The 18,930-nt window shown below is 60.4% G+C and carries 21 protein-coding genes; 15 read left to right on the forward strand and 6 right to left on the reverse strand.

What is annotated here, in order from left to right; genetic code table 11:
* The first annotated feature begins 23 nt into the window (after positions 1-23).
* From rplX to map, 11 genes are all read left to right on the forward strand, one after another.
* Positions 24-392, forward strand: coding sequence for a 50S ribosomal protein L24 (rplX, locus tag NG895_RS19355; protein ID WP_252854175.1), 369 nt, complete (start codon positions 24-26; stop codon positions 390-392).
* A 66-nt stretch (positions 393-458) separates the two neighbouring features.
* Complete coding sequence (rplE, locus tag NG895_RS19360; protein WP_252854176.1) at positions 459-1,028, forward strand: 50S ribosomal protein L5; 570 nt, start codon at positions 459-461, stop codon at positions 1,026-1,028.
* Positions 1,029-1,075: 47 nt separating this feature from the next.
* Positions 1,076-1,261 carry a type Z 30S ribosomal protein S14 gene (locus tag NG895_RS19365; RefSeq protein WP_252854177.1) on the forward strand — a complete coding sequence of 62 codons (186 nt, stop codon included), beginning with the start codon at positions 1,076-1,078 and terminating at the stop codon, positions 1,259-1,261.
* A gap of 86 nt (positions 1,262-1,347) precedes the next feature.
* On the forward strand, positions 1,348-1,749 hold the full coding sequence (gene rpsH / locus NG895_RS19370) for a 30S ribosomal protein S8 (protein ID WP_252854178.1): 402 nt from the start codon (positions 1,348-1,350) through the stop codon (positions 1,747-1,749).
* A gap of 76 nt (positions 1,750-1,825) precedes the next feature.
* Positions 1,826-2,365 (forward strand): 50S ribosomal protein L6, encoded by a 540-nt coding sequence (rplF, locus tag NG895_RS19375; protein ID WP_252854179.1) that lies wholly within the window; start codon positions 1,826-1,828, stop codon positions 2,363-2,365.
* A gap of 45 nt (positions 2,366-2,410) precedes the next feature.
* The gene (gene rplR, locus NG895_RS19380) at positions 2,411-2,779 is read left to right on the forward strand and encodes a 50S ribosomal protein L18 (RefSeq protein WP_252854180.1); all 369 of its coding nucleotides are present in this window, start codon (positions 2,411-2,413) and stop codon (positions 2,777-2,779) included.
* 156 nt (positions 2,780-2,935) lie between these two features.
* The gene (gene rpsE, locus NG895_RS19385; protein WP_252854181.1) at positions 2,936-3,430 is read left to right on the forward strand and encodes a 30S ribosomal protein S5; all 495 of its coding nucleotides are present in this window, start codon (positions 2,936-2,938) and stop codon (positions 3,428-3,430) included.
* The gene (gene rplO / locus NG895_RS19390; protein ID WP_252854182.1) at positions 3,427-3,924 is read left to right on the forward strand and encodes a 50S ribosomal protein L15; all 498 of its coding nucleotides are present in this window, start codon (positions 3,427-3,429) and stop codon (positions 3,922-3,924) included. Before rpsE ends, rplO begins: the two co-directional genes overlap by 4 nt.
* Positions 3,925-4,132: 208 nt before the next feature.
* Positions 4,133-5,509, forward strand: coding sequence for a preprotein translocase subunit SecY (gene secY, locus NG895_RS19395; protein ID WP_252854183.1), 1,377 nt, complete (start codon positions 4,133-4,135; stop codon positions 5,507-5,509).
* Between the two features lie 113 nt (positions 5,510-5,622).
* Complete coding sequence (locus tag NG895_RS19400; protein WP_252854184.1) at positions 5,623-6,180, forward strand: adenylate kinase; 558 nt, start codon at positions 5,623-5,625, stop codon at positions 6,178-6,180.
* 134 nt (positions 6,181-6,314) lie between these two features.
* Positions 6,315-7,127 carry a type I methionyl aminopeptidase gene (gene map, locus NG895_RS19405; RefSeq protein ID WP_252854185.1) on the forward strand — a complete coding sequence of 271 codons (813 nt, stop codon included), beginning with the start codon at positions 6,315-6,317 and terminating at the stop codon, positions 7,125-7,127.
* Positions 7,128-7,140: 13 nt separating this feature from the next.
* Here the strand turns inward: map and NG895_RS19410 are convergent, their stop codons facing one another.
* Positions 7,141-8,190, reverse strand: a complete 1,050-nt coding sequence (locus tag NG895_RS19410; protein WP_252854186.1) for a hypothetical protein — start codon at positions 8,188-8,190, stop codon at positions 7,141-7,143.
* Positions 8,191-8,360: 170 nt separating this feature from the next.
* Between NG895_RS19410 and NG895_RS19415 the strand changes: the two genes are divergently transcribed.
* From NG895_RS19415 to NG895_RS19425, 3 genes are all read left to right on the forward strand, one after another.
* Positions 8,361-9,209 carry a 3-keto-disaccharide hydrolase gene (locus NG895_RS19415; RefSeq protein ID WP_252854187.1) on the forward strand — a complete coding sequence of 283 codons (849 nt, stop codon included), beginning with the start codon at positions 8,361-8,363 and terminating at the stop codon, positions 9,207-9,209.
* Positions 9,210-9,371: 162 nt separating this feature from the next.
* Complete coding sequence (locus NG895_RS19420; protein ID WP_252854188.1) at positions 9,372-9,965, forward strand: hypothetical protein; 594 nt, start codon at positions 9,372-9,374, stop codon at positions 9,963-9,965.
* A gap of 258 nt (positions 9,966-10,223) precedes the next feature.
* The gene (locus NG895_RS19425; RefSeq protein WP_252854189.1) at positions 10,224-10,505 is read left to right on the forward strand and encodes an Rdx family protein; all 282 of its coding nucleotides are present in this window, start codon (positions 10,224-10,226) and stop codon (positions 10,503-10,505) included.
* A gap of 8 nt (positions 10,506-10,513) precedes the next feature.
* On the opposite strand, the gene NG895_RS19430 is transcribed toward NG895_RS19425, so the two are convergent.
* On the reverse strand, positions 10,514-10,885 hold the full coding sequence (locus tag NG895_RS19430) for a DUF2237 family protein (protein WP_252854190.1): 372 nt from the start codon (positions 10,883-10,885) through the stop codon (positions 10,514-10,516).
* A gap of 78 nt (positions 10,886-10,963) precedes the next feature.
* Entirely contained in the window at positions 10,964-12,325 is a 1,362-nt protein-coding gene (locus tag NG895_RS19435) for a hypothetical protein (RefSeq protein WP_252854191.1), read from the reverse strand.
* A gap of 576 nt (positions 12,326-12,901) precedes the next feature.
* On the opposite strand from NG895_RS19435, the gene NG895_RS19440 reads away from it, so the two are divergent.
* Positions 12,902-14,575, forward strand: a complete 1,674-nt coding sequence (locus NG895_RS19440) for a sigma-70 family RNA polymerase sigma factor (RefSeq protein ID WP_252854192.1) — start codon at positions 12,902-12,904, stop codon at positions 14,573-14,575.
* 128 nt (positions 14,576-14,703) lie between these two features.
* Here the strand turns inward: NG895_RS19440 and NG895_RS19445 are convergent, their stop codons facing one another.
* The 3 genes from NG895_RS19445 to NG895_RS19455 form a co-directional block, all read right to left on the reverse strand.
* Positions 14,704-16,860 carry a prolyl oligopeptidase family serine peptidase gene (locus tag NG895_RS19445; protein ID WP_252854193.1) on the reverse strand — a complete coding sequence of 719 codons (2,157 nt, stop codon included), beginning with the start codon at positions 16,858-16,860 and terminating at the stop codon, positions 14,704-14,706.
* 63 nt (positions 16,861-16,923) lie between these two features.
* A complete protein-coding gene (locus NG895_RS19450; RefSeq protein WP_252854194.1) occupies positions 16,924-17,985 on the reverse strand; it encodes a dockerin type I domain-containing protein in 1,062 nt (353 codons plus the stop codon).
* Between the two features lie 67 nt (positions 17,986-18,052).
* Positions 18,053-18,877 carry a PEP-CTERM sorting domain-containing protein gene (locus NG895_RS19455; RefSeq protein WP_252854195.1) on the reverse strand — a complete coding sequence of 275 codons (825 nt, stop codon included), beginning with the start codon at positions 18,875-18,877 and terminating at the stop codon, positions 18,053-18,055.
* Positions 18,878-18,930: the final 53 nt, after the last annotated feature.

Here is an 18,930-nt window from a genome sequence, read left to right on the forward strand (position 1 = left end):
CTAGCCATTAGGCATTGAATCCCATGTTGATCAAAGCAGGTGACAACGTCGTCGTGATCTCCGGTGGCGACGGCGTCAAAGAAGACGATGGCACCCGTAAGGTTCGCTCGGTCATTCAGGTCGATCGTGCCGCGGGCAAGGCCCTGGTCGAAGGTGTGAACATGGTTTGGAAGCATGTTCGCCGCAGCCAGAAGTACCCCCAGGGTGGCCGGTTGAAGAAGGAGATGCCGATCGACATCTCGAACGTGATGTACTACTGCACGAGCTGCTCGAAAGGTGTCCGCCTGGGTGCCCGCTTCCTGGACGACGGAAGCAAAGAGCGATTCTGCCGGAAGTGCGGCACGTCGGTTGGGCAAATCGCCCCGCCACGACCCACCCACGCCAAGAAGTAATCACTGCGGCCCAGCCGCCAATGGCTGCCGACCCCCATACCGAACAGCACTACCGAATTCCCAATCATGGCCACTGCAACATTACCACGCCTGGCGGAGACCTACCAACAGGAGATCCGTCCGGCGCTAGCCGAGTCGCTGGGTCGCAAGAATCCGCACTCCATTCCGCAGATCGAAAAGATCGTCGTCAGCATGGGTGTTGGCAGTGCGATCAGCGATAAGAAGAACCTGGAAGACGCAGTGAGTGCCCTGGGCGAGATCACCGGCCAGAAGCCGTTGATCTGCAAGGCTCGCAAGAGCGTGGCGAACTTCAAGCTTCGCCAGGGAATGCCGATCGGCGCGAAGGTCACCCTGCGTGGTGCTCGGATGTACGAGTTCCTCGACCGACTGATTTCCCTGGTGCTGCCTCGGGTGCGTGACTTTCGCGGCCTGAGCGACACCGCCTTCGACGGCAACGGCAACTACAGCCTGGGCTTGAGCGAGATCCTGGTGTTCCCGGAGCTCAACCCCGACAAGTACACCCGCAGCCAGGGTATGAACATCGCGATTTGTTTCTCCGGTCACTCGGACGACGATTCGCGGGAATTGCTCAAGGCGTTCGGCTTCCCGTTCAAACGGCCGGACGTCGAAGCATAGACATCGAAATCCTTACCAAGAGATATCCCTCTTAAGGACTGACATTCGTGGCAAGTAAATCCAAAATCGCCAAAGCCAACCGCGAGCCGAAGTTCAGCACGCGTCGCGAGAATCGCTGCCAGATTTGTGGCCGTCCTCGTGCTGTGTATCGCAAGTTTGGAATCTGCCGGATCTGCTTCCGGAACCTGGCCGACAAGGGCCAGATTCCCGGCGTCCGCAAAGCTAGTTGGTAAAAAAGGCACAAGACGTAAGTCGTTAGAACTGACTTCTCGCTTACGACTTACGACTATTACGCTAAACATCAGGAGCCCGTGGCGCGATGATGACCGACCCGATCGCCGATATGCTCACCCGCATTCGTAATGCTGTTCGCATCGAACGGCCTACGGTGACGCTGCCGGTGTCGAAAGTGAAATGTGGTCTGGCCGAAGTGCTTAAGCGCGAAGGTTACATCTGGGATTGGCACGAAGTGCAGTCCGAAGACAGCCCGCAGAAACAACTGCACATCGACTTGAAGTACGGCCCCAACGGTGAGCGCGTAATCCGCCATATCAAGCGGGTCAGCAAGCCGGGCTGCCGAGTGTACGCCCGTGCGGCCACACTCAAGCCCGTGCTCAATGGGTTGGGTATCTCGGTGATCAGCACCAGCCGCGGTGTGATCAGCGACCGAGAAGCCCGCCAACGCAAGCTGGGCGGCGAAGTACTTTGTGAACTTTGGTAACGGAGCTGTGGGCCGTGAGCTGTGGGCGATGAGCCATCAGCTTGGAGCCAATAGCCAATAGCTTAGAGCTTTAATCATGTCCAGAATTGGCAAGAAACCAGTCGCGATTCCCAGTGGGGTAAAGGTCGACGTGTCGGGCGGCACGATCAGTGTCGAGGGCAAACTCGGCAAGCTGACCTACGACCTGCGTCCTGAGATCAAGGTCGAAGTGAACGGCGACGAAGTCGTTTGCACCCGCGAGAGCGACGTTCGCGAAGTTCGCGCTTACCACGGCCTGACCCGCTCGATCATCGCCAACATGATCGAAGGCGTCACCAACGGGTACGAGAAGAAGCTCGAGATTCATGGCGTCGGTTACCTGGGAGCCATTGCGGGCGACACCCTGCAACTTCGTGTGGGCTTCGCCAATGAAATCCACAAGAAGATTCCCAAGGAACTGGACGTCACCTGCCCTGATCAGACCCACGTGGTGGTCAAGGGAACCGACAAGCAGAAGGTTGGCCAATTCGCCGCCGAAGTACGTGCGGTACGCAAGCCGGAGCCTTACAAGGGCAAGGGTATTCGGTACGAAGGCGAGCAGGTCCGTCGCAAGGCCGGTAAAGCTGGCGCGAAGTAGTAGTTACAAACATAGAGACAAGCGATCCCTATCTGGGTTTGATCCATGGAACACAGCAAAGCCATTTACAAGCAGCGGAATCGCCGGCGGTTTCGCGTTCGCAAGCGTCTGCGTGGCAGCGCCGAGCGTCCGCGACTGTGCGTGACTCGCAGCCACAAACACATGTCGGCCCAATTGGTCGACGACCTGTCGGGCAAGACGCTGGTCAGCGCCTCGACAATGGACAAGGACCTGTCGGGCTCGGTGAAGTATGGTGGCAACACCGATGCCGCTACGGCCGTTGGCAAGGCGATTGCCGAACGTGCCAAGGCAGCTGGCATCGAAACCGTGTGCTTCGATCGTGGCTCGTACAAGTATCACGGTCGTGTGGCCGCCCTGGCCGCCGCGGCTCGCGAGGCCGGATTGCAGTTTTAAGTGGTGTCGTGGTGGGCAACCCGCCATGAGTCTAAACAAGCGTGAATGAGAATCCTGTGAGCAGGTTAGTAAGTGAGTAATTAGTCGAGGCAGAGTACCGGCTCATTTACTTACCTACTCACCTAATTACCAACCGCAAACGCGGAGCAATTAAGCGTGGCTAAAGTACAAGAAGAACGCCAACGTGGCGAACTGAACGAACACGTCGTGAAGATCAAGCGTTGTGCCGCCGTGGTAAAGGGTGGTCGCCGCTTCAGCTTCGCCGCGATGGTAGTGGTTGGCGATGGCAACGGCAAAGTTGGCTGGGGCTATGGCAAGGCCAACGAAGTGCCGCCGTGCGTCGAAAAAGCCCGCAAAGAGGGCATGCGAAGCATGACCGAGGTGCCGATGGACGGCGCCACGATTCCCCACCAGGTGATCGGCAAGTTCGGCGCCGCCCAGGTGGTGCTTGTGCCGGCCTCGCCTGGTACTGGTGTAATCGCCGGTGCTGCAGTGCGTGCGGTATGCGAAGCTGCCGGCATCCACGACATTTTGACCAAGAGCTTCGGCTCCAACAACTCCGTTTCGCTAGTGAAGGCCACCATCGCTGGTCTCAAGCAACTGCGTCCGCGGATGGAAGTTGAGCGACTCCGAGGAGTGACCCTATCATGATTTTGGACGACGTCCATCGCGGGATACAGAAGTACCGTAAACGTAAACGCCTGGGCCGTGGTCCCGGTTCGGGACAGGGCAAGACCGCCGGTCGTGGCCATAAGGGCCAGGGCTCGCGCGCTGGTCACTCTCGGAAGCCGACCTTCCAGGGGGGTGCCATGCCGCTGGTGCGCCGTGTGCCGAAGCGTGGCTTCAACAACCGCTGGGGCCTGAAGGTCATGGTGGTGAACCTGGGCGAAATCGACAAGGCATTCGATGCGGGCGCCGAAGTGACGCTCGAAGCCATGGCCGCCAAAAACCTGGCGAAGGGCCGTTTCGATATCCTCAAGGTGCTGGGCGACGGCGAGCTGACCAAGAAAGTGAAGATCAGCGCCCATCGCTTCAGCAAGTCGGCCCTGGAGAAGATCGAAAAGGCGGGCGCCGAAGCCATCACGCTGCCGGGTAAGACTCCCGTGGCGGAGAAGAAGGCCCAGGCCAAGACCGCCAAAAAGTAAGTTAGCGAACACGAACGAGCCGGAGGCATCACCGTCTGAACCGCTCCACCGCGGCCCTGCAGGCGATGGTGTCTCCGGCTCGCTGTTTTTCAGGTGGTCTTGCAGTTAGTCGTTTATTTGTCGATAGTTACGACATGTGGCGACATACTGATCCGCCGCCCCTAAGCACCACAACCTACCGAATACCCACCCAGGCAGAACCTCCGCCATGTGGAAGAAACTACGTGTCGTTTGGACGATTCCCGAGCTCCGCAGCAAAATTCTGTTCACTATCGGAATGCTGGCGGTCTATCGGCTCGGATTCCAAATTCGACTGCCATTCATCGATCCGACACGCGTCAATAACTTCGGCAGCGAAGGCGGTCTGGGGCAATTGTTGGCCACGGTATCCACTTTCTCCGGCGCCGGTCTCGACCAGATCACCATCTTCGGTCTGGGCATCATGCCGTACATTTCGGCCTCGATTATCTTCCAGCTACTCGGCAGCGTGATTCCTTCGCTCGAGCGATTGCAGAAGGAAGGCGAAACCGGCCGCAAGAAGATCAATGAATACACCCGCTACGCCACGGTGGCGCTATGCGTTTTCCAAAGCTGGTTCTTCCTCCGCTCGTTCGTGGTGGGACAAGGCTTCGTTGACCAAAGCTTTCTGGCGATGGACGCCAACGGCAACCCTTACCTGCCACTGAGCTGGCAGTTAGTCGCTGTGGCCACGATGACCTGCGGCACCGTGTTCCTGATGTGGATCGGCGAGCAAATCGACGAGTACGGCATCGGCAACGGTATCAGCCTGATCATCATGGCAGGTATTCTGGCCAACATGCCGGCCGCCGGTTGGAACCTGTTGCAGCAGTTCAAACCCGAACTGGGCACCACCAACGGCATCGGCCCCGAGAAACTGCTATTGCTGGCCGCCATGTTCGTGGCCGTGGTGGTGGGCGTGGTGTTCATCACGCTGGGGCAACGGCGCATTCCCATGCAAAGCGCCAAACACATTCGCGGCCGCCGCGCCATGGGTGGGCAGAAGTCGTACCTGCCGCTGAAGGTGAACCAGGCGGGCGTCATGCCGATTATCTTTGCCTCCAGCTTGTTGATCTTCCCCAAGATCGTCATTCAGCAGGTCAACTCGCTGCTGACCACCTGGCCAGATACCAGTTGGCTGAAGATAAGCATCGGCTGGCTGCTCGATGCCCTGGGCCCCGATAAGTTCTTCTACAATCTGTGCTACCTGCTGCTGATTTACTTCTTCTGCTACTTCTGGACGGCCATTACGTTCAATCCCAAGGACATGGCCGACAACCTGAAGAACTTTGGCTCGTTCATCCCGGGCTATCGTCCAGGCAAGCGGACGGCCGACTACCTGGAGAAGGTGATGATTCGCATCACCTACGTGGGTGCGGGCTTCTTGGCTTTAATCGCGATTATCCCGACGGTGATCTCCGAAGCATTGGGCGTGGATTACATGATCGCCATGTTCTATGGTGGTACTAGTCTGCTGATTGCCGTGAGCGTGGCCTTCGACCTGGTGCAGAAGATCGACAGCCACCTGGTCATGCGGAACTACAAAGGCCTGCTCGAGGGTAACTGACCCAGAGGTCCGTTTTGTGGCGGTCCGTGGCGTTCTCCGCCGACAGGCCGCCAGCATCACCGCTCGTCGGCCGTTGGTCGATGCAATCCTATCGCTGTGGAGGACAAGTCAACATGCGAATTGTCTTCCTTGGCCCTCCCGGCGCCGGCAAGGGAACCCAGTCGCAGAAACTGGCCGGCGAATTGGGCATCGCCCATCTCTCGACGGGGGAGATGTTGCGTGGCGAGCGGGCGCGGCGCACCGATCTGGGGCTGCTGGTGGCCGATTATTTGGACAATGGCCAACTGGTGCCCGATCAGGTGGTGCTGGAGATTGTCGCCGACCGCACGCAGTTGGACGATTGCGGGCCAGGCTGCATTTTCGACGGTTTTCCTCGAAATTTAGCGCAAGCCGAGGCGCTCGACCAACTGCTGGCACAGCGGCACACACCACTGGACGTTGTGATCGAGTTGGTGATCGAGCAGGGAGAATTGCTCAAGCGGTTGATGAAACGCGGCCGCGGTGATGATAACATGGCTACTATCCAACAACGGTTGCAGAGTTACGAAAACCAAACCGCGCCGTTGGTAAAGTACTACTCGGAACGAATGCTGCTTCAGTCGATCGATGCCGCTGGATCGATGGACAGCGTATACGATGCCATCCTCGCGGCCGTCAAATCGGTGAAGTAGGAGCCCTCGTATCGCCGGTTTCGCGGCGGTAGGTTGAGTATAGTCCGGCAAGCACGCCCCTCCAGAACGAAACAGCCCGCGCGGCAGGCACTAACCCCGGTTGGCATCCGCTGGCCACCACCCCTCCACGACCGGTGATCCATCTCAAGAGCGAACGCGAAATTGGCAAGATGCGGCGATCGGGTTTGGCCGTGTGGCAAGCCCACCAGATCGCCAGGCGAATGGTGAAGCCTGGTGTGACAACCGCCGCGATCGACGCCGAAATCGAGGCCTACTTCGAGAAGCTCGGTGGCGAGCCCCTCTTCAAGAACTATCCGCACCACAATCGGGGCAAACCTCGCTTCCCCGCCGTCACGTGCATGAGCGTGAACGAAGAAGTGGTGCACGGCATCCCCAATAATCGTCCACTCAAAGAAGGCGACATCCTGAGCCTCGACACCGGGGTGCGAATCAATGGCTGGTGCGGCGACGCGGCCGTCACTTACGCCGTGGGCGAAATCGATCCCGATGTGCAAAAGCTGCTCGACGTGACCAAAGGCACGCTCGACATGGCGTTCGAGCTGATGCACACCAAGAGCAAGTGGAGCCAGATCGCTCGCGAGATGGCCGAGTATGTCTCGGACAACGGTTTCTCGACCGTCGAGTGCTTCGTAGGCCATGGCATCGGTCGGCAAATGCACGAAGACCCACAGGTGCCCAACTTCCTAGGCCGCGCGCTCCGCGGCACGGGCGACTTCCGCATCGAACCGGGCCTGGTGATTGCCGTGGAGCCGATGGTGAACATGGGCACCAAACGCGTCAAGATGCTAAAGGACCATTGGACCCAGGTCACCGCCGACGGCAGGCCAAGCGCGCACTTCGAACACACCATCGCCGTGACGGACGATGGTCCCCAACAGCTGACGGTTGCGCCGCAACCTTCGGAAGAGAAGCTGTTGGTGGTGTAGCAGCTGCTTCGCGCTAGCCGCCCTGCGACCGCAGGTGGGCGATGATCTCGGCGGTCGTCATCTTCGACGGATCCGCTGGGGCAGGTTCGGCTGCCGGCTCATCGGCTGTGGTGTCCGCTGGCTTGGCCGACTTTGTACCACCCTGCATACGCAGAATCTCGATGGGCGAAAGCCCTTCGGTGCTCGGCTTGGCGGGCTCGGCCGGTTGCTCTGCTGGTTTGCCCCTTGTGCCACCTTGCCGGCGGAGGATCTCGATCGGCGATAGTCCTTCGGTGCTTGCTTCGGCTGGCTTGGCGGGTTGCTCGGCCTTCTTGCCTAACGTGCCCCCCTGTTGCCGCAAGATCTCGATGGGCGAGAGGCCCTCGGTACTCGGCTTGGCCGGCGTGGCGGGCTTGTCGGACTTGTCGGACTTCTTGCCGCCCTGCTGACGCAAGATTTCGATGGGCGAGAGGCCCTCGGTGCTGGGCTTCGCTGGCTTGGCGGGCTGATCGGACTTCTTGGCTCCCTGCTGCCGCAGGATCTCGATGGGCGAAAGACCTTCCGTCTTGGCTTTGGCCGGCGCAGCGGGTTTCGCGGACTTACCGGCGCCTTGCTGCCGCAGTTGCTCGATGGGCGACAGCCCCTCGCTCTTCGCCTTGGCGGGCTTGGCTGCTTTGCCCGCCCCCTGCTGTCGCAACTGCTCGAGTGGCGAGAGCCCTGCTGGCTTTGGCTTAGCCGCGGGGGCAGATTTGCCCTTGGCGGCGCCCTTCTGCCGCAACTGCTCCAGCGGCGACAGTCCCTTGGCGGCCGGCTTTTTGGCCGCCGGTTTAGCGGCAGCGGCCGGTTTCTTCGCTTCGAGTCCAGCCGGCTTATCGACGACCTTCAGGTCCGAAAGGGCGATATCGTACCAGCCGATGTTGTGGTGGTAATCGAGCCACTCGACCAGCGCCCGATCGCTCATGTTCACGGTTTTGACCTGTCCCACCAACCCGGCAAACCGGGCCAGTTCGGCTCGATCGGTGGCCACGGAGACATATTTGTCCGTGTAGACCTGTTTATGCTGTTCAACCTGCTCTGCCAGCATCTCCATCTCCTTTTGCTCGCAAGCGGATGCGGGGGAGGTTATTTTCGCCGCAACGGGCCCTTCGCCGCAAGTGTGGCACCCCGCTCGGCTCGTCACTAAAATGGGGTTTCCTTTCCGATCCATCCAGCGGCCAGGAGCCGCCCCTCTGTTTTACCTGGAGAACAGTCAACATGTGCAAGTTGTCATTGTCCGTTTGCGGTTTGTTGCTCGCGGTGTTGGTCCTGCCGGCGGTGGCTGAGGAGTATCAGAACGGCATCGCGTGGGACGAACCAGCCAAGATCACGCCGGGCGAGAAGGACAGCGATCCTCCGTCCGATGCGGTGGTGTTGTTCGATGGCTCGAACCTCGACGCTTGGAACAATGGCGACAAATGGGAGATCGAAGACGGCGTCGCCACTGTGCGGGGCGGTGGCATCAGTACCAAGCAGCAGTTCGGCGACTGTCAGTTGCACATCGAATGGTCATCCCCCAATCCGCCCAAGGGCAGCGGCCAAGGTTGTGGCAACAGCGGTGTGTTTCTGATGGAAAGATACGAAGTACAGGTGCTCGACTCCTACTCCACGGAAACCTACCGCGACGGTCAGGCCGGCGCTATCTACAAGCAGAAACCGCCGGCGGTGAATGCCACGCGCAAGCCGGGCGAGTGGAACAGCTACGATATCTTCTGGACCGCCCCGCGCTTCGACGAGTCGGGCGAGTTGGTCTCGCCAGCCTACATCACCGTGGTGCACAACGGCGTACTGATTCACAACCACCTGGCAGTAAAGGGCAACACGTTCTACCACGCCCCGCCCAGCTACACCGCGCACGGACCCAAGGGTCGCATCTCGCTGCAGGATCACGGCAACCCGGTTCGCTATCGCAACATCTGGGTTCGCGAATACCAACCGGCCCATGGAGAGCAGGCACGCGATCCGTACATCCAGGACGGCGACAAGCAGACGCCCATTCAGAGCACCAGTACCGAGTCGAAGGCTTCGGGGTTGGTCGCGACCGGTGGCAGCAACAAGCGGAAATAGCGCTTAACCGCTCCAGCTGGAACCATCCTGGCTGAGGTTTCTTTCCATTGCCGCTTGCATCCGCGGCCTCGAGAACTAGGCTTTCCGGGCAGACACGATTCAGTTCGCTGTCTGCCGGCGTACGGCCTTTTCAATTACTGACTCGAGAAGATGGAAATCGTCATGATGGTATCGATTGCCCTGTCGAAGCAGAGTGTCTTTGGTGCGACCCTCGCGATGGTGGTCCTGCTGGGATGTCTCTCCCCTGCCAGTGCCGATTCGACAGAACAACCGCCTATCACCGTGGCCGAAGTCAACGCCGCCCAGCAGGCGTGGTGCGATGGTTTGGTGGAAATCAGTAAGGTCCACCAGGCCAACGGCGATTATCGCGCTGTCGCCACCCAGTTGATCGACGACCTGTACGATTACGAAGATGGGAAAGTCTTTTTCAAGCCAACCTTGGCCTTCGGAAAGAACACCTTCCGGCCGACTCGCGAAGGAGCCATCTCGTACTTTGTCGGTGGCGACGACAGCTACCCCGAAGATTCGGGCTTCGCCTTGAATAATTGGACCGAAGTCACTTACGACAACAACGCCAGCGAGAACGGCGTTCAGATTCACGGCGATGTCGCCATCACCATGGGCAACGTCTACCTGACCGACGCCAAGGGCGAGCAGGCGATGGTCGACAAGACGTTTGTGTTCCGCCGCGGCTCGGACGGCAAGCTTCGCCTGTGTGTTCACAAGTCGTCTCTGCCGTTTGATCCGGCGGACTAGAGCGTTTTCAGAATTGGTGTGCTGGTTTGGCGCCGTGGTGTTGGTCCGCTGCGCGAAGGCCGAAGCAGGCGAATTGCTATTCGTCGATGCAGGCCGACAAAGCAGCGGGCCGACACAACAAGCCAAACCGGAACACCAAAGATGAAAGCGCTCTAGCAGCGAGCAGGGTGGCGGGTTCGTCGAGAGATTCTCCCGCGAATCAACGCTACAATTGCACGAAGTCCTTTCCAACACCTTCGTGCGACCAGAGCCCCTGCCATGACTCCCCGCGTCGAAATCCATTACTGCACGCAATGCCGCTGGCTGCTCCGCGCCGCGTGGATGGCCCAGGAACTGCTTACCACGTTCCAGGACGAAATCGGCGAAGTGGCCCTGGTGCCAGGCAGCGGTGGGGTGTTCGAGATCCACGCCGATGGCAAGCGACTGTGGTCGCGGGCCGACGACGGCGGATTCCCCGACATCAAGGTGCTAAAAGGTCTTGTGCGCGACGCTATCGCGCCCGACAAAACGCTGGGACACTCCGAACCAGAGCCCGAGTAGACGACCACCTACTTGGCGATGGCGTGTTCTTTGAGTTCGGCCAAGTTGGCGAATTCCAGCGACGAGATGTGGCACGCCTCGAGCACCACGGGCGGGGCCATGCCGGCGTCGTAGGCTTCCTTCCAACGGGCCGCGCACAGACACCAGCGATCGCCCGGCACCAGTCCGGGAAAGCTGAACTCTGGAATGGGGGTCGAGAGGTCATTGCCGCGACTCTTGCTGAACGCGAGAAACTCCTCCGTCATTTCGGCGCACACCACGTGCACACCGCTGTCGCCACCGCCGGTATGGCAGTAACCATCGCGGTAGAAGCCCGTCATCGGATCGGTGCAACAAGGCAGCAGCGGCTGTCCCAGCACGTTTTTGGCAGTGGTACCCATGGCAGAAGTCAAGCTCTAGCGGAGGAAAGGAGGCAGCGATCACTCCGCACAGCATACCAGAATCGCCAATGGTGGTCGCTACCTTTGCCGCGTCGGACGGGTAGCTTGTTGCGTGCCGGTGGAGGTTAGCGACAACTGCTCGATCAGCGCCCGGTCCTGGTCGGCAAGTCGCTCCAGTTGTCCGCTTTCCACCATCAGCGACAGGGCCAGGCGATGCAGGTCGGCCTTGGCCTCGGGCGGGGCGATTTGAAAGCAGTGCCACTCGACCTCCACGTCCTCCACCTTGCCCACCGCCACGATGGCCATCACCCGGCAGCCGTGCCGGTTGACCCACTGCGACTCCGACTTCAGGCTTGGTGAGTTGTCCGCGAGCGACACCATCACATCGCGGCGAAATTCGCTCAGTGCCGAGGCCGCATCGAGCGGCTTGGGATCGAGACGAACCAGGTTGCCATGCGCCACGAGTCCCTCGGGCGTGACCCGGCGCAATGTGAGCTGGTCGCCGTAGCTGCCCGTCACGTACCAGCGGGGATCGACCGAGGTGGTGAAGCCCAAGCGGTCGCTAGCCAATTCCAATGCCACGGAGGTGTCGATGTCGGCACGTTGGGCCGCAGCGATCATGTCGGCGGTCAGTGGCGAGTCCTCGGCCGCTTCGCGCTTCATGCGGACCTTGGTCACGGTGGTGCAGCCTGGCGTGGCGGGGCCAATGGTGCGCGTCTCACGTATGGCCAGGTTCAGGTGCGAGACTTCTTCGGTGGCCCGGCGGAAGAGATAGATTCCGTTGATCTCCAGTTCGACACTGGTTCCGTCGGTCACACCATGCACGGTGCCTGCCACCTGGCAGCGGGCATAGTGCTGGTTGGCCTCGATCAGCACGCTAGTTACCTCGCACACGCCCACCGAGTCGATGCCCAACAGGGTCTGCATCTCGGCGGGTTCGTGTTCCCAGGTGTCGCCCGGCTTGATGGTCCGTCCTGGCAGCAAGCCGCCAACGGTCAGCGAATCGGCCGCGGTCCTCAGCAGTTGCAGTTCGTCGCGATCCAGCGGTCCCTGCACGCCTTGCAAGGAGCTAGGAGTGGCGATGACCAGCTTGCGCGAACCGCGTAGTGCCAGCGGCCGCTCGCGCCCCGCGACGTTCGCCGTGCCCTCGACCGAGGTGTAGTACCGCACGCTCCGCGGTGTCCCGCCCGGCAACTGCGACTCGTCGTAAACGAGCTTGGCCTCGGCGGCGATCGCAGGCGTGGTGTCGACGTCGGCATCGTCGGTGGCGGGCAGCTTGAGCTCGCCCCCCAGTTCGACCTCGATAGAGACCGTTTGGATCTCGCCCGACGGTGCGGCCGCGGTCAGGCGGATGGCCTCTTCCGCCGAACCCAGCCGTGCGGTTCCCCACATCGCGAGTGCGGTTACGAGAATCGTGCTTACAAAGCGTCGTCGGACCATCCTGCGACTTCCCTGTCAGTGGGTGGAAGAGCGAAAAATTGAAACCTGTCGGGTTCATCGACGATTGAAGCAAAGAAAGTTCAATTTGCTGGCCCGTCTTCGCCGGTTGTGAAAATAGGCGGAGTTGAGAGGCTGCAAAAATCCACGTTCCGCCCATGGATTTCCTCCCTTCCAAGACACGTAACGCTATATTTGATAAGACGTTACATCCAACTGTCGCGAAACCCGCAGTACTTTTCGGGAAGAAAAACCGTTAGCTGCGCGAACTTTCTCTCGACCCAATTCCGTCTTAATGCGTACAACAGGTACGGCCTCACCGTGGCTAGCAAACCTTGACCGCCGCGGATTGGCGGAATACGGAAGCCAAATTGGCCAAGATTGTCGCGTCTCGCCCGAAGTACTAATGTGCCAGAGGCGGCCGCTTTTCCCAAAACCTTTTGCCAGCGAACCCAGTAAACACAAAGGAACCTGAACCCAGATCGGACCTACGTACGGGGCTAGAGAAGTTAGGTACTAGCTGCGAGCAATCGCATGGAGTGTACGGACCGAGGCGGCGACAGCAGAAAGGGGTGACATATGCATCGCCACTATGAATCCGACGCCATTCGACGCCTGCGTGACCAGCAGGTGAAGTACGCTCCACGCGCCAAGCGCTTGCAGCAGGTCGAAGCGGCCGAACAACTTATTGCCGACGTGGATCCCGAGAAGACGTACACCTACGAGTTCGTCTGCTACCGGGTGACTGGTTACCGTCCCGAGGCCGGCGCCGAAGACATCAAGGCCAAGATGACCGGCGAGTCGCTGATGCGCGACTTACGGCTGTTCATCGAAGACCTCTCCGACTCCATCGACCTGGAAGCGGATGCGGCGGGCGAGCAGGTACTGACTGTCGAGCAACTCGCGCGACAGTTCAATGTCTCGACCAAAACCATTTCGCGGTGGCGTGAACTCGGCCTGGTAAGCCGCCGGTTCGTGTTCGACGGCCGCAAGCGAGTGGGCTTCCTGCGGAGCAGTGTCGACCGCTTCGTGAAGAGCAACGGCAAACGCGTTTCGCGCGGTGCCCGTTTCAGCCAACTTACCGAAGAGCAACGCAACGACATCATCAGCACAGCCCGCCACCTGGCGAGCGGTGGTGCCTGCCAGAGCGAGATCTCACGGCGACTGGCCGAGCGATCCGGACGGAGCGTCGAGACGATCCGTTCGACCATTCGCCAGTTCGACAAAGAGCATCCGCAATTGGCGATCTTCCCCGACGCCAAGGCCCCACTCACGGCGGGCCAGAAAAAGCGACTGTTCCAGCAGTATCGCCGCGGCATGCCGATCGAAAAGCTGATGAAGCAGTACGGCCGCACCAAGACCACCATTTACAGGGTGATCAACGAAGTGCGCATGGACGAAGTGGCGGATCTGCCGCTCGACTTCATCCCCAACCCGCGGTTCGGCCGCAAGGGTGCCGACGCGGCGTGCTTGGGCGAGATGCCCGAAGCCGAAAAGGCTACCCGCAAGGCGAAGGTCCCCAGCGGACTGCCGCCCTACCTGGCGAGCCTGTACGAGATGCCGCTGCTGACGCGCGAGCAGGAAGCGCACTTGTTCCGCAAGTACAACTACTTGAAGTACAAGGCGTCGAAGCTGCGTGATTCACTCGACCCGTCGAACCCCAAGGCCGCGACGCTCGATGAAATCGAGGAGCTGTACGACCAAATCGTCGGCACCAAGAACGAAATCGCACGGGCCAACCTGCGACTGGTCGTATCGATCGCCAAGCGGCACGTCACACCGGATCAGAACTTCTTCGAACTGGTGAGCGACGGCAACATGTCGCTGCTCAGGGCCATTGAGAAGTTCGATTTCTCCCGCGGAAACAAGTTCAGCACGTACGCCACGTGGGCGATCATGAAGAACTTCGCACGGACTATTCCGGGCGAGTTCAAGCATCGCGATCGCTTCCGTACCAGCCACGACGAGCTGTTCGCGGCCACCGAGGAATCGCGTGCCAACCCGATGATCGAAGAGTCGGCGCAAAACCATCGCGAGCGACAGATCGAAAGGATCCTTCGCAAGCTGGACGAGCGCGAGCAGAAGATTATTATCGGTCGGTTCGGTCTGAATCACAGCCAGGAACCCCAGACCCTGAAGGAAGTGGGCGCGGAACTCGGTGTGACCAAGGAACGCATCCGCCAGATCGAAATGCGGGCGCTCAGCAAGCTCCGCCAGGCGGCTAAGGAAGAAAAGATCGCCCTGGATATCTGATCCATCCGATCGCAATCGAAGTAAACTCAATAGCCCCGAGCACTTGTGCTCGGGGCTATTTTCATGACTGGACCTATCGTTGCACGACGAGGCGCGCAGCTGCTCGGCTATTGGAACGCCGTCAACGTTTACTGTCCGTCGTTGACCTTCACTCCCAGCTGATCAAACACGAACGCCAGCACGTCGACTTCCTGTTCGATCCGCTCGTCGAGGGGGGTGCCGGCGCCGTGGCCCGAGTTACTGCTGGTGCGTAGTAGCGTGGGACCGCCGCTGGTGTTGGCGGCTTGCAGGCGGGCGGTCATTTTGCGGGACTGCATCGGGTCGACCCGCGGATCGTTCGCGCCGGTGAGGAACAGCACGGGCGGATAGGCGACGCCATCCTTCACGTTGTGCAATGGCGAGTAGGCCAATAGTGCTTCGAACTGCTCGGGGTTCTCGACGGTGCCGAACTCGGTAATGTTGAACGCACCGTTAGGCGAGAGTTCCACCCGCAGCATGTCGTAGATGCCGACGTGGGCAACCACGCACTTCATCAGGTCGGAGTACTGCGTCATCACGGCCCCCATCAACAGGCCACCGTTGCTGCCACCTTCGATGGCGAGATGCTCGCTGCTGGTGTAACCGCGATCGATCACATGCCCCAACACGGCGGCGAAGTCGTTGAACACGTTCTGCTTGTTGGTCAGATTACCCTGGAGGTGCCACTCTTCGCCGTACTCGCCACCGCCACGAATGTTCGCGACGCCGACCACAAAACCGTGATCGAGTAGAATGCGATTCAGCGAGTTGGCGTGCGGCGTGAGGCTCACGCCATAGCCGCCGTAGCCGGTGATCAGGCAGGGGTTCGTGCCGTCGAGCTTTGTCCCACGGGGGTAAAGCAGGTTCACGGGCACCTTGGTGCCGTCTTTGCTGGTGGCGAACTCGCGCGTGACCTCGACATCGTCGAACGACACCGGTAGTTCGTAGCGAAAGTCGGTTACCGCGGTCACTCCGCTGGACGGATAGTACTGATAGGTTGCGTTGGCCGTGGTGTAGGAGCCGGCCGAGAACAGCACCGAACCATCGGGGCCCCATCGCAGGCCACCCGCTGACGCGATGGGGGGCTGGGCCGGCGCTTCGAGCGGTTTACCTTCCAGGTCGAACACACGAATCTCGCTGGGTCCGCCCAGTTGGTACTCCACAAAGATACGGTCCTCGCCCGGCAGCAGCGAACCGCCGCCCCAGAAGCTGTCGACCAGCGTGTCCTTCCCTTCGGGCAGAATGACCTCCGGCTCGTCCGTGCCAAGTTCGCTGACGGCGATATGCAGCAGCTTGCCGCGGGGAGCATCGGCTCGGGAGAGAATATAGATGTCGTCGTGCTTGCCGAACTCCGCCTGTAGGGTGCGGTCGCCAAACTCGCTGAATTGCTTCCAGTTGCCATCGGTGTCGCGCAGGTAGTGGGCGAACTCACCGCCGTCGCCGTTCTGCACGGTGACGATCAAGCGGCCGGTTGCCTTGTCGACCTCGATGCGCGTCTCGGCGATGCGGGGGAAGTCTTTGCCCAGCTCGTAGCGGTCGTCTTCGGTCGGAGTGCCGAGCTGGTGGAAGTAAACCTGCTGATAGAAGTTCATATCCTCTTCCGGCCGCTCGTCGTTGCGTGGGTGACGCGTGTAGTAAAACCCGCTGTCATCCGCCGCCCAGCTCAAATCGCCACCCGCGGTGCCGGTGTTGACGCGGGGGACCTCGTCGGCGAGCTGCTTGCCGGTGGCCGTTTCGTAAACGCGGACGTCGCCCACTTCGTTGCCGCCAATCGCCATGCAAACGGCAACCAATTTGCCATCGTGCGACGGGCGATACCATTCGATGCTCGTGGCGCCCGACTCGTCGATCTCGTTGGGATCGACCAATACGCGGACGTCGTCTTCATGCGTGGGCGAATCAGCCACCACCAGAAACGACTGCTGCAACGGTGGCTGGTTCTTCATGGCGAACCAGTCGCCGCCCGCGTACGCAACGCCCCCGTAGCGTGCGGTCTTGGCCGTCATGATGGCGGTCACCTGCTCGCGCAGCTGCTCGGTGCCCGGCAAGGCGTCGAGAATCGATCGGGCGTAGGCATTCTGCGCCTCGCTCCATTCGCGAACCTCTTCGTCTTCCCAATCCTCCAGCCAACGGTACTCGTCCACGACCTGGGTGCCGTGATAGGTGTCGGTAACCGGACGTTTGGGCGTGGCCGGGGGAGCAGCAAACGAGGGAAGCGTCATGGCAATGGTCAGCGTAAAGGAGCTTACTGCCGCGTGCAGATTCATGGTTCAGCCTGGTAAGGATCCGGGTGGAGGCGAATTTGCCGGGGCGAAGCAGACTCGCTCGGCTCACCGAAGTGTAGTAGCGCGCCGGCGGACGTGCCACGGTTGGCCCCCCATAACGGCCAGAACCATGGCCAACCCGGCCAAACTGGGTGGCTCGGGCACGGTCGCCGCACCGTGGGCCAGGGAATTGCCCACTGCGGGTGCGGCCCCCAGGTAGTTTCGCCATACCGTATAGTCGGCCAGATCCACGACACCGTCGCGGTTGCCGTCGGCATAAACGCCCTGGCTGGGAAATGGACCCGTCGAGCCGAATTGCTGCTTCCAGGCCGAGTAGTCCTCCGTGTCGACCAGTCCATCGAAGTTGTAGTCGCCGGTGGGAACTAACAGCTGCTGGTTCTGCTCCACCCACAGGGCCGCTGCGTCCAACGACTCGATCGAAGTGCTGATCAAATCGTAGGTGCCGGCCACGACGAAGAACGGATCGGACGGCGCGACGCCCTCCATGCGGAGCTGCATGGCAATCAGGTAGACCCCTTCGGGTACATTGGTCGGCACGACGCCATCGCCGTCGTCGAGCACAAAGTAGTTGTGCCGATGCAGGCGCAGCGCGTCGCCAAAGGTATCGGTGACGCCCAACAGACCACCCTCGACCCGCTCGGTGGTGCCGGTCACCACCGCCTGACGGTTGTCGCCCGTGTCGGTCACGTTGTACAGCCCCAGGTTCAGGCCGTCTTGCGACAGCTGAGTGAAGCGCACACTCTCGGGCGTGGTGCCAGCGCCGGACCAATACCAGAGATTGGAAACCGAACCTTCGATGTTCATCGGTAGGAAATCCCAGTACAAGCTGGTGCCGGGGGGAATCTCTTGAGTGCTGGCCGGGGCGGGACTGCGCGAGAGAAACGATGGCAGCGACTGGGTGTAGTACTCGTCGCTCAGCAGCGAGGTGAACACGCGGGCCGACAGGTCGGGCGGCACTCCCTGCACTTCGCTGTCGGCACCAATCGCTAGCTGATTGTCCTGCAACTGAATGAGAATGCCACCATTGTGCGCCCAGCACCGCGAAGTCACTGCCAACGCACACGCCATGGCCATGGTGGCCACCGCGCAAGCTACGAGGTATCGCATCAGTTTAAACCCTGGGAATGAAGAAAGGCCGGGGCGACGCTCGGTCGCCCCGGCGCGGGAACGAACGTTAACGCTGCTTACGGCGGCGACTCACAAGCCAACCGCCCGCGATGCCCAAGGCCAACAGGGCCGAGGTCGCGGGCTCGGGCACCGGAAGCGCCCGAGCAAACACTACGGCGTCGGCGTAGAACGTATAGTCGGTGCCCATCACCATGGGGCTTCCAGACGATGGATCATCCAGGTAAGCCCGCACTGCTTCGCCCACCATCTCGCCATGCTCGGCGTCTTGCAGCGGGTCGCCGGTGTACAACGATTCGTTTTTCAAGGTAACCAGATAGTACGGGTTCGAATCGGCCAGGGTGTCGACGCTGATCGTCACCTTGGCGATGTAAATGCCGTCGGGAATGGCATCGCCCTCGAGGCCAAACATGGGATGGCCATGAAAGCCACCGGTAGCTTGGGTCACATCCGAGGCAGGCGCGTACCCACCGGTGATGCCCAGCGACGCGGCCGGTTGCATGTCGACGGTGCCGGCGCCGTCCCAGTACCACAGGTCCAGCGTATTGGCTCGCAACGTCTTCAGCGGCGGCAACGCCTCTTCGGAGTCGAATCCCGGTTCCCGTGTTCCGTAAGAGTACGGAATGGGGGGAATCGTACTGGGCGTGTTCGGGATCAGTACGGCTTGAAACACGCTGACGGTGGGATCGAACACTTCCTGCGAAATGTCGTCGTCGTCCAATACGGCAAAGCCAATATCAACTTGCTGCAGGGCGTGATTGGTGAAGATGGCGATATCGCCACCTCCGCCATGACCCCAGGTTTGACTTATGGTCGCACACAGCGCGGCCAGAGTTGTCAAACAAACGCACAATCTACGCAAAAAACGATTCATAGCTTTCACACTCTCCGAAAGGAATGGTTCAATCAAAGAAGCAAAGTGAGTAC

The sequence above is a fragment of the Aeoliella straminimaris genome, from assembly GCF_024054565.1.
GTDB lineage: Bacteria > Planctomycetota > Planctomycetia > Pirellulales > Lacipirellulaceae > Aeoliella > Aeoliella straminimaris.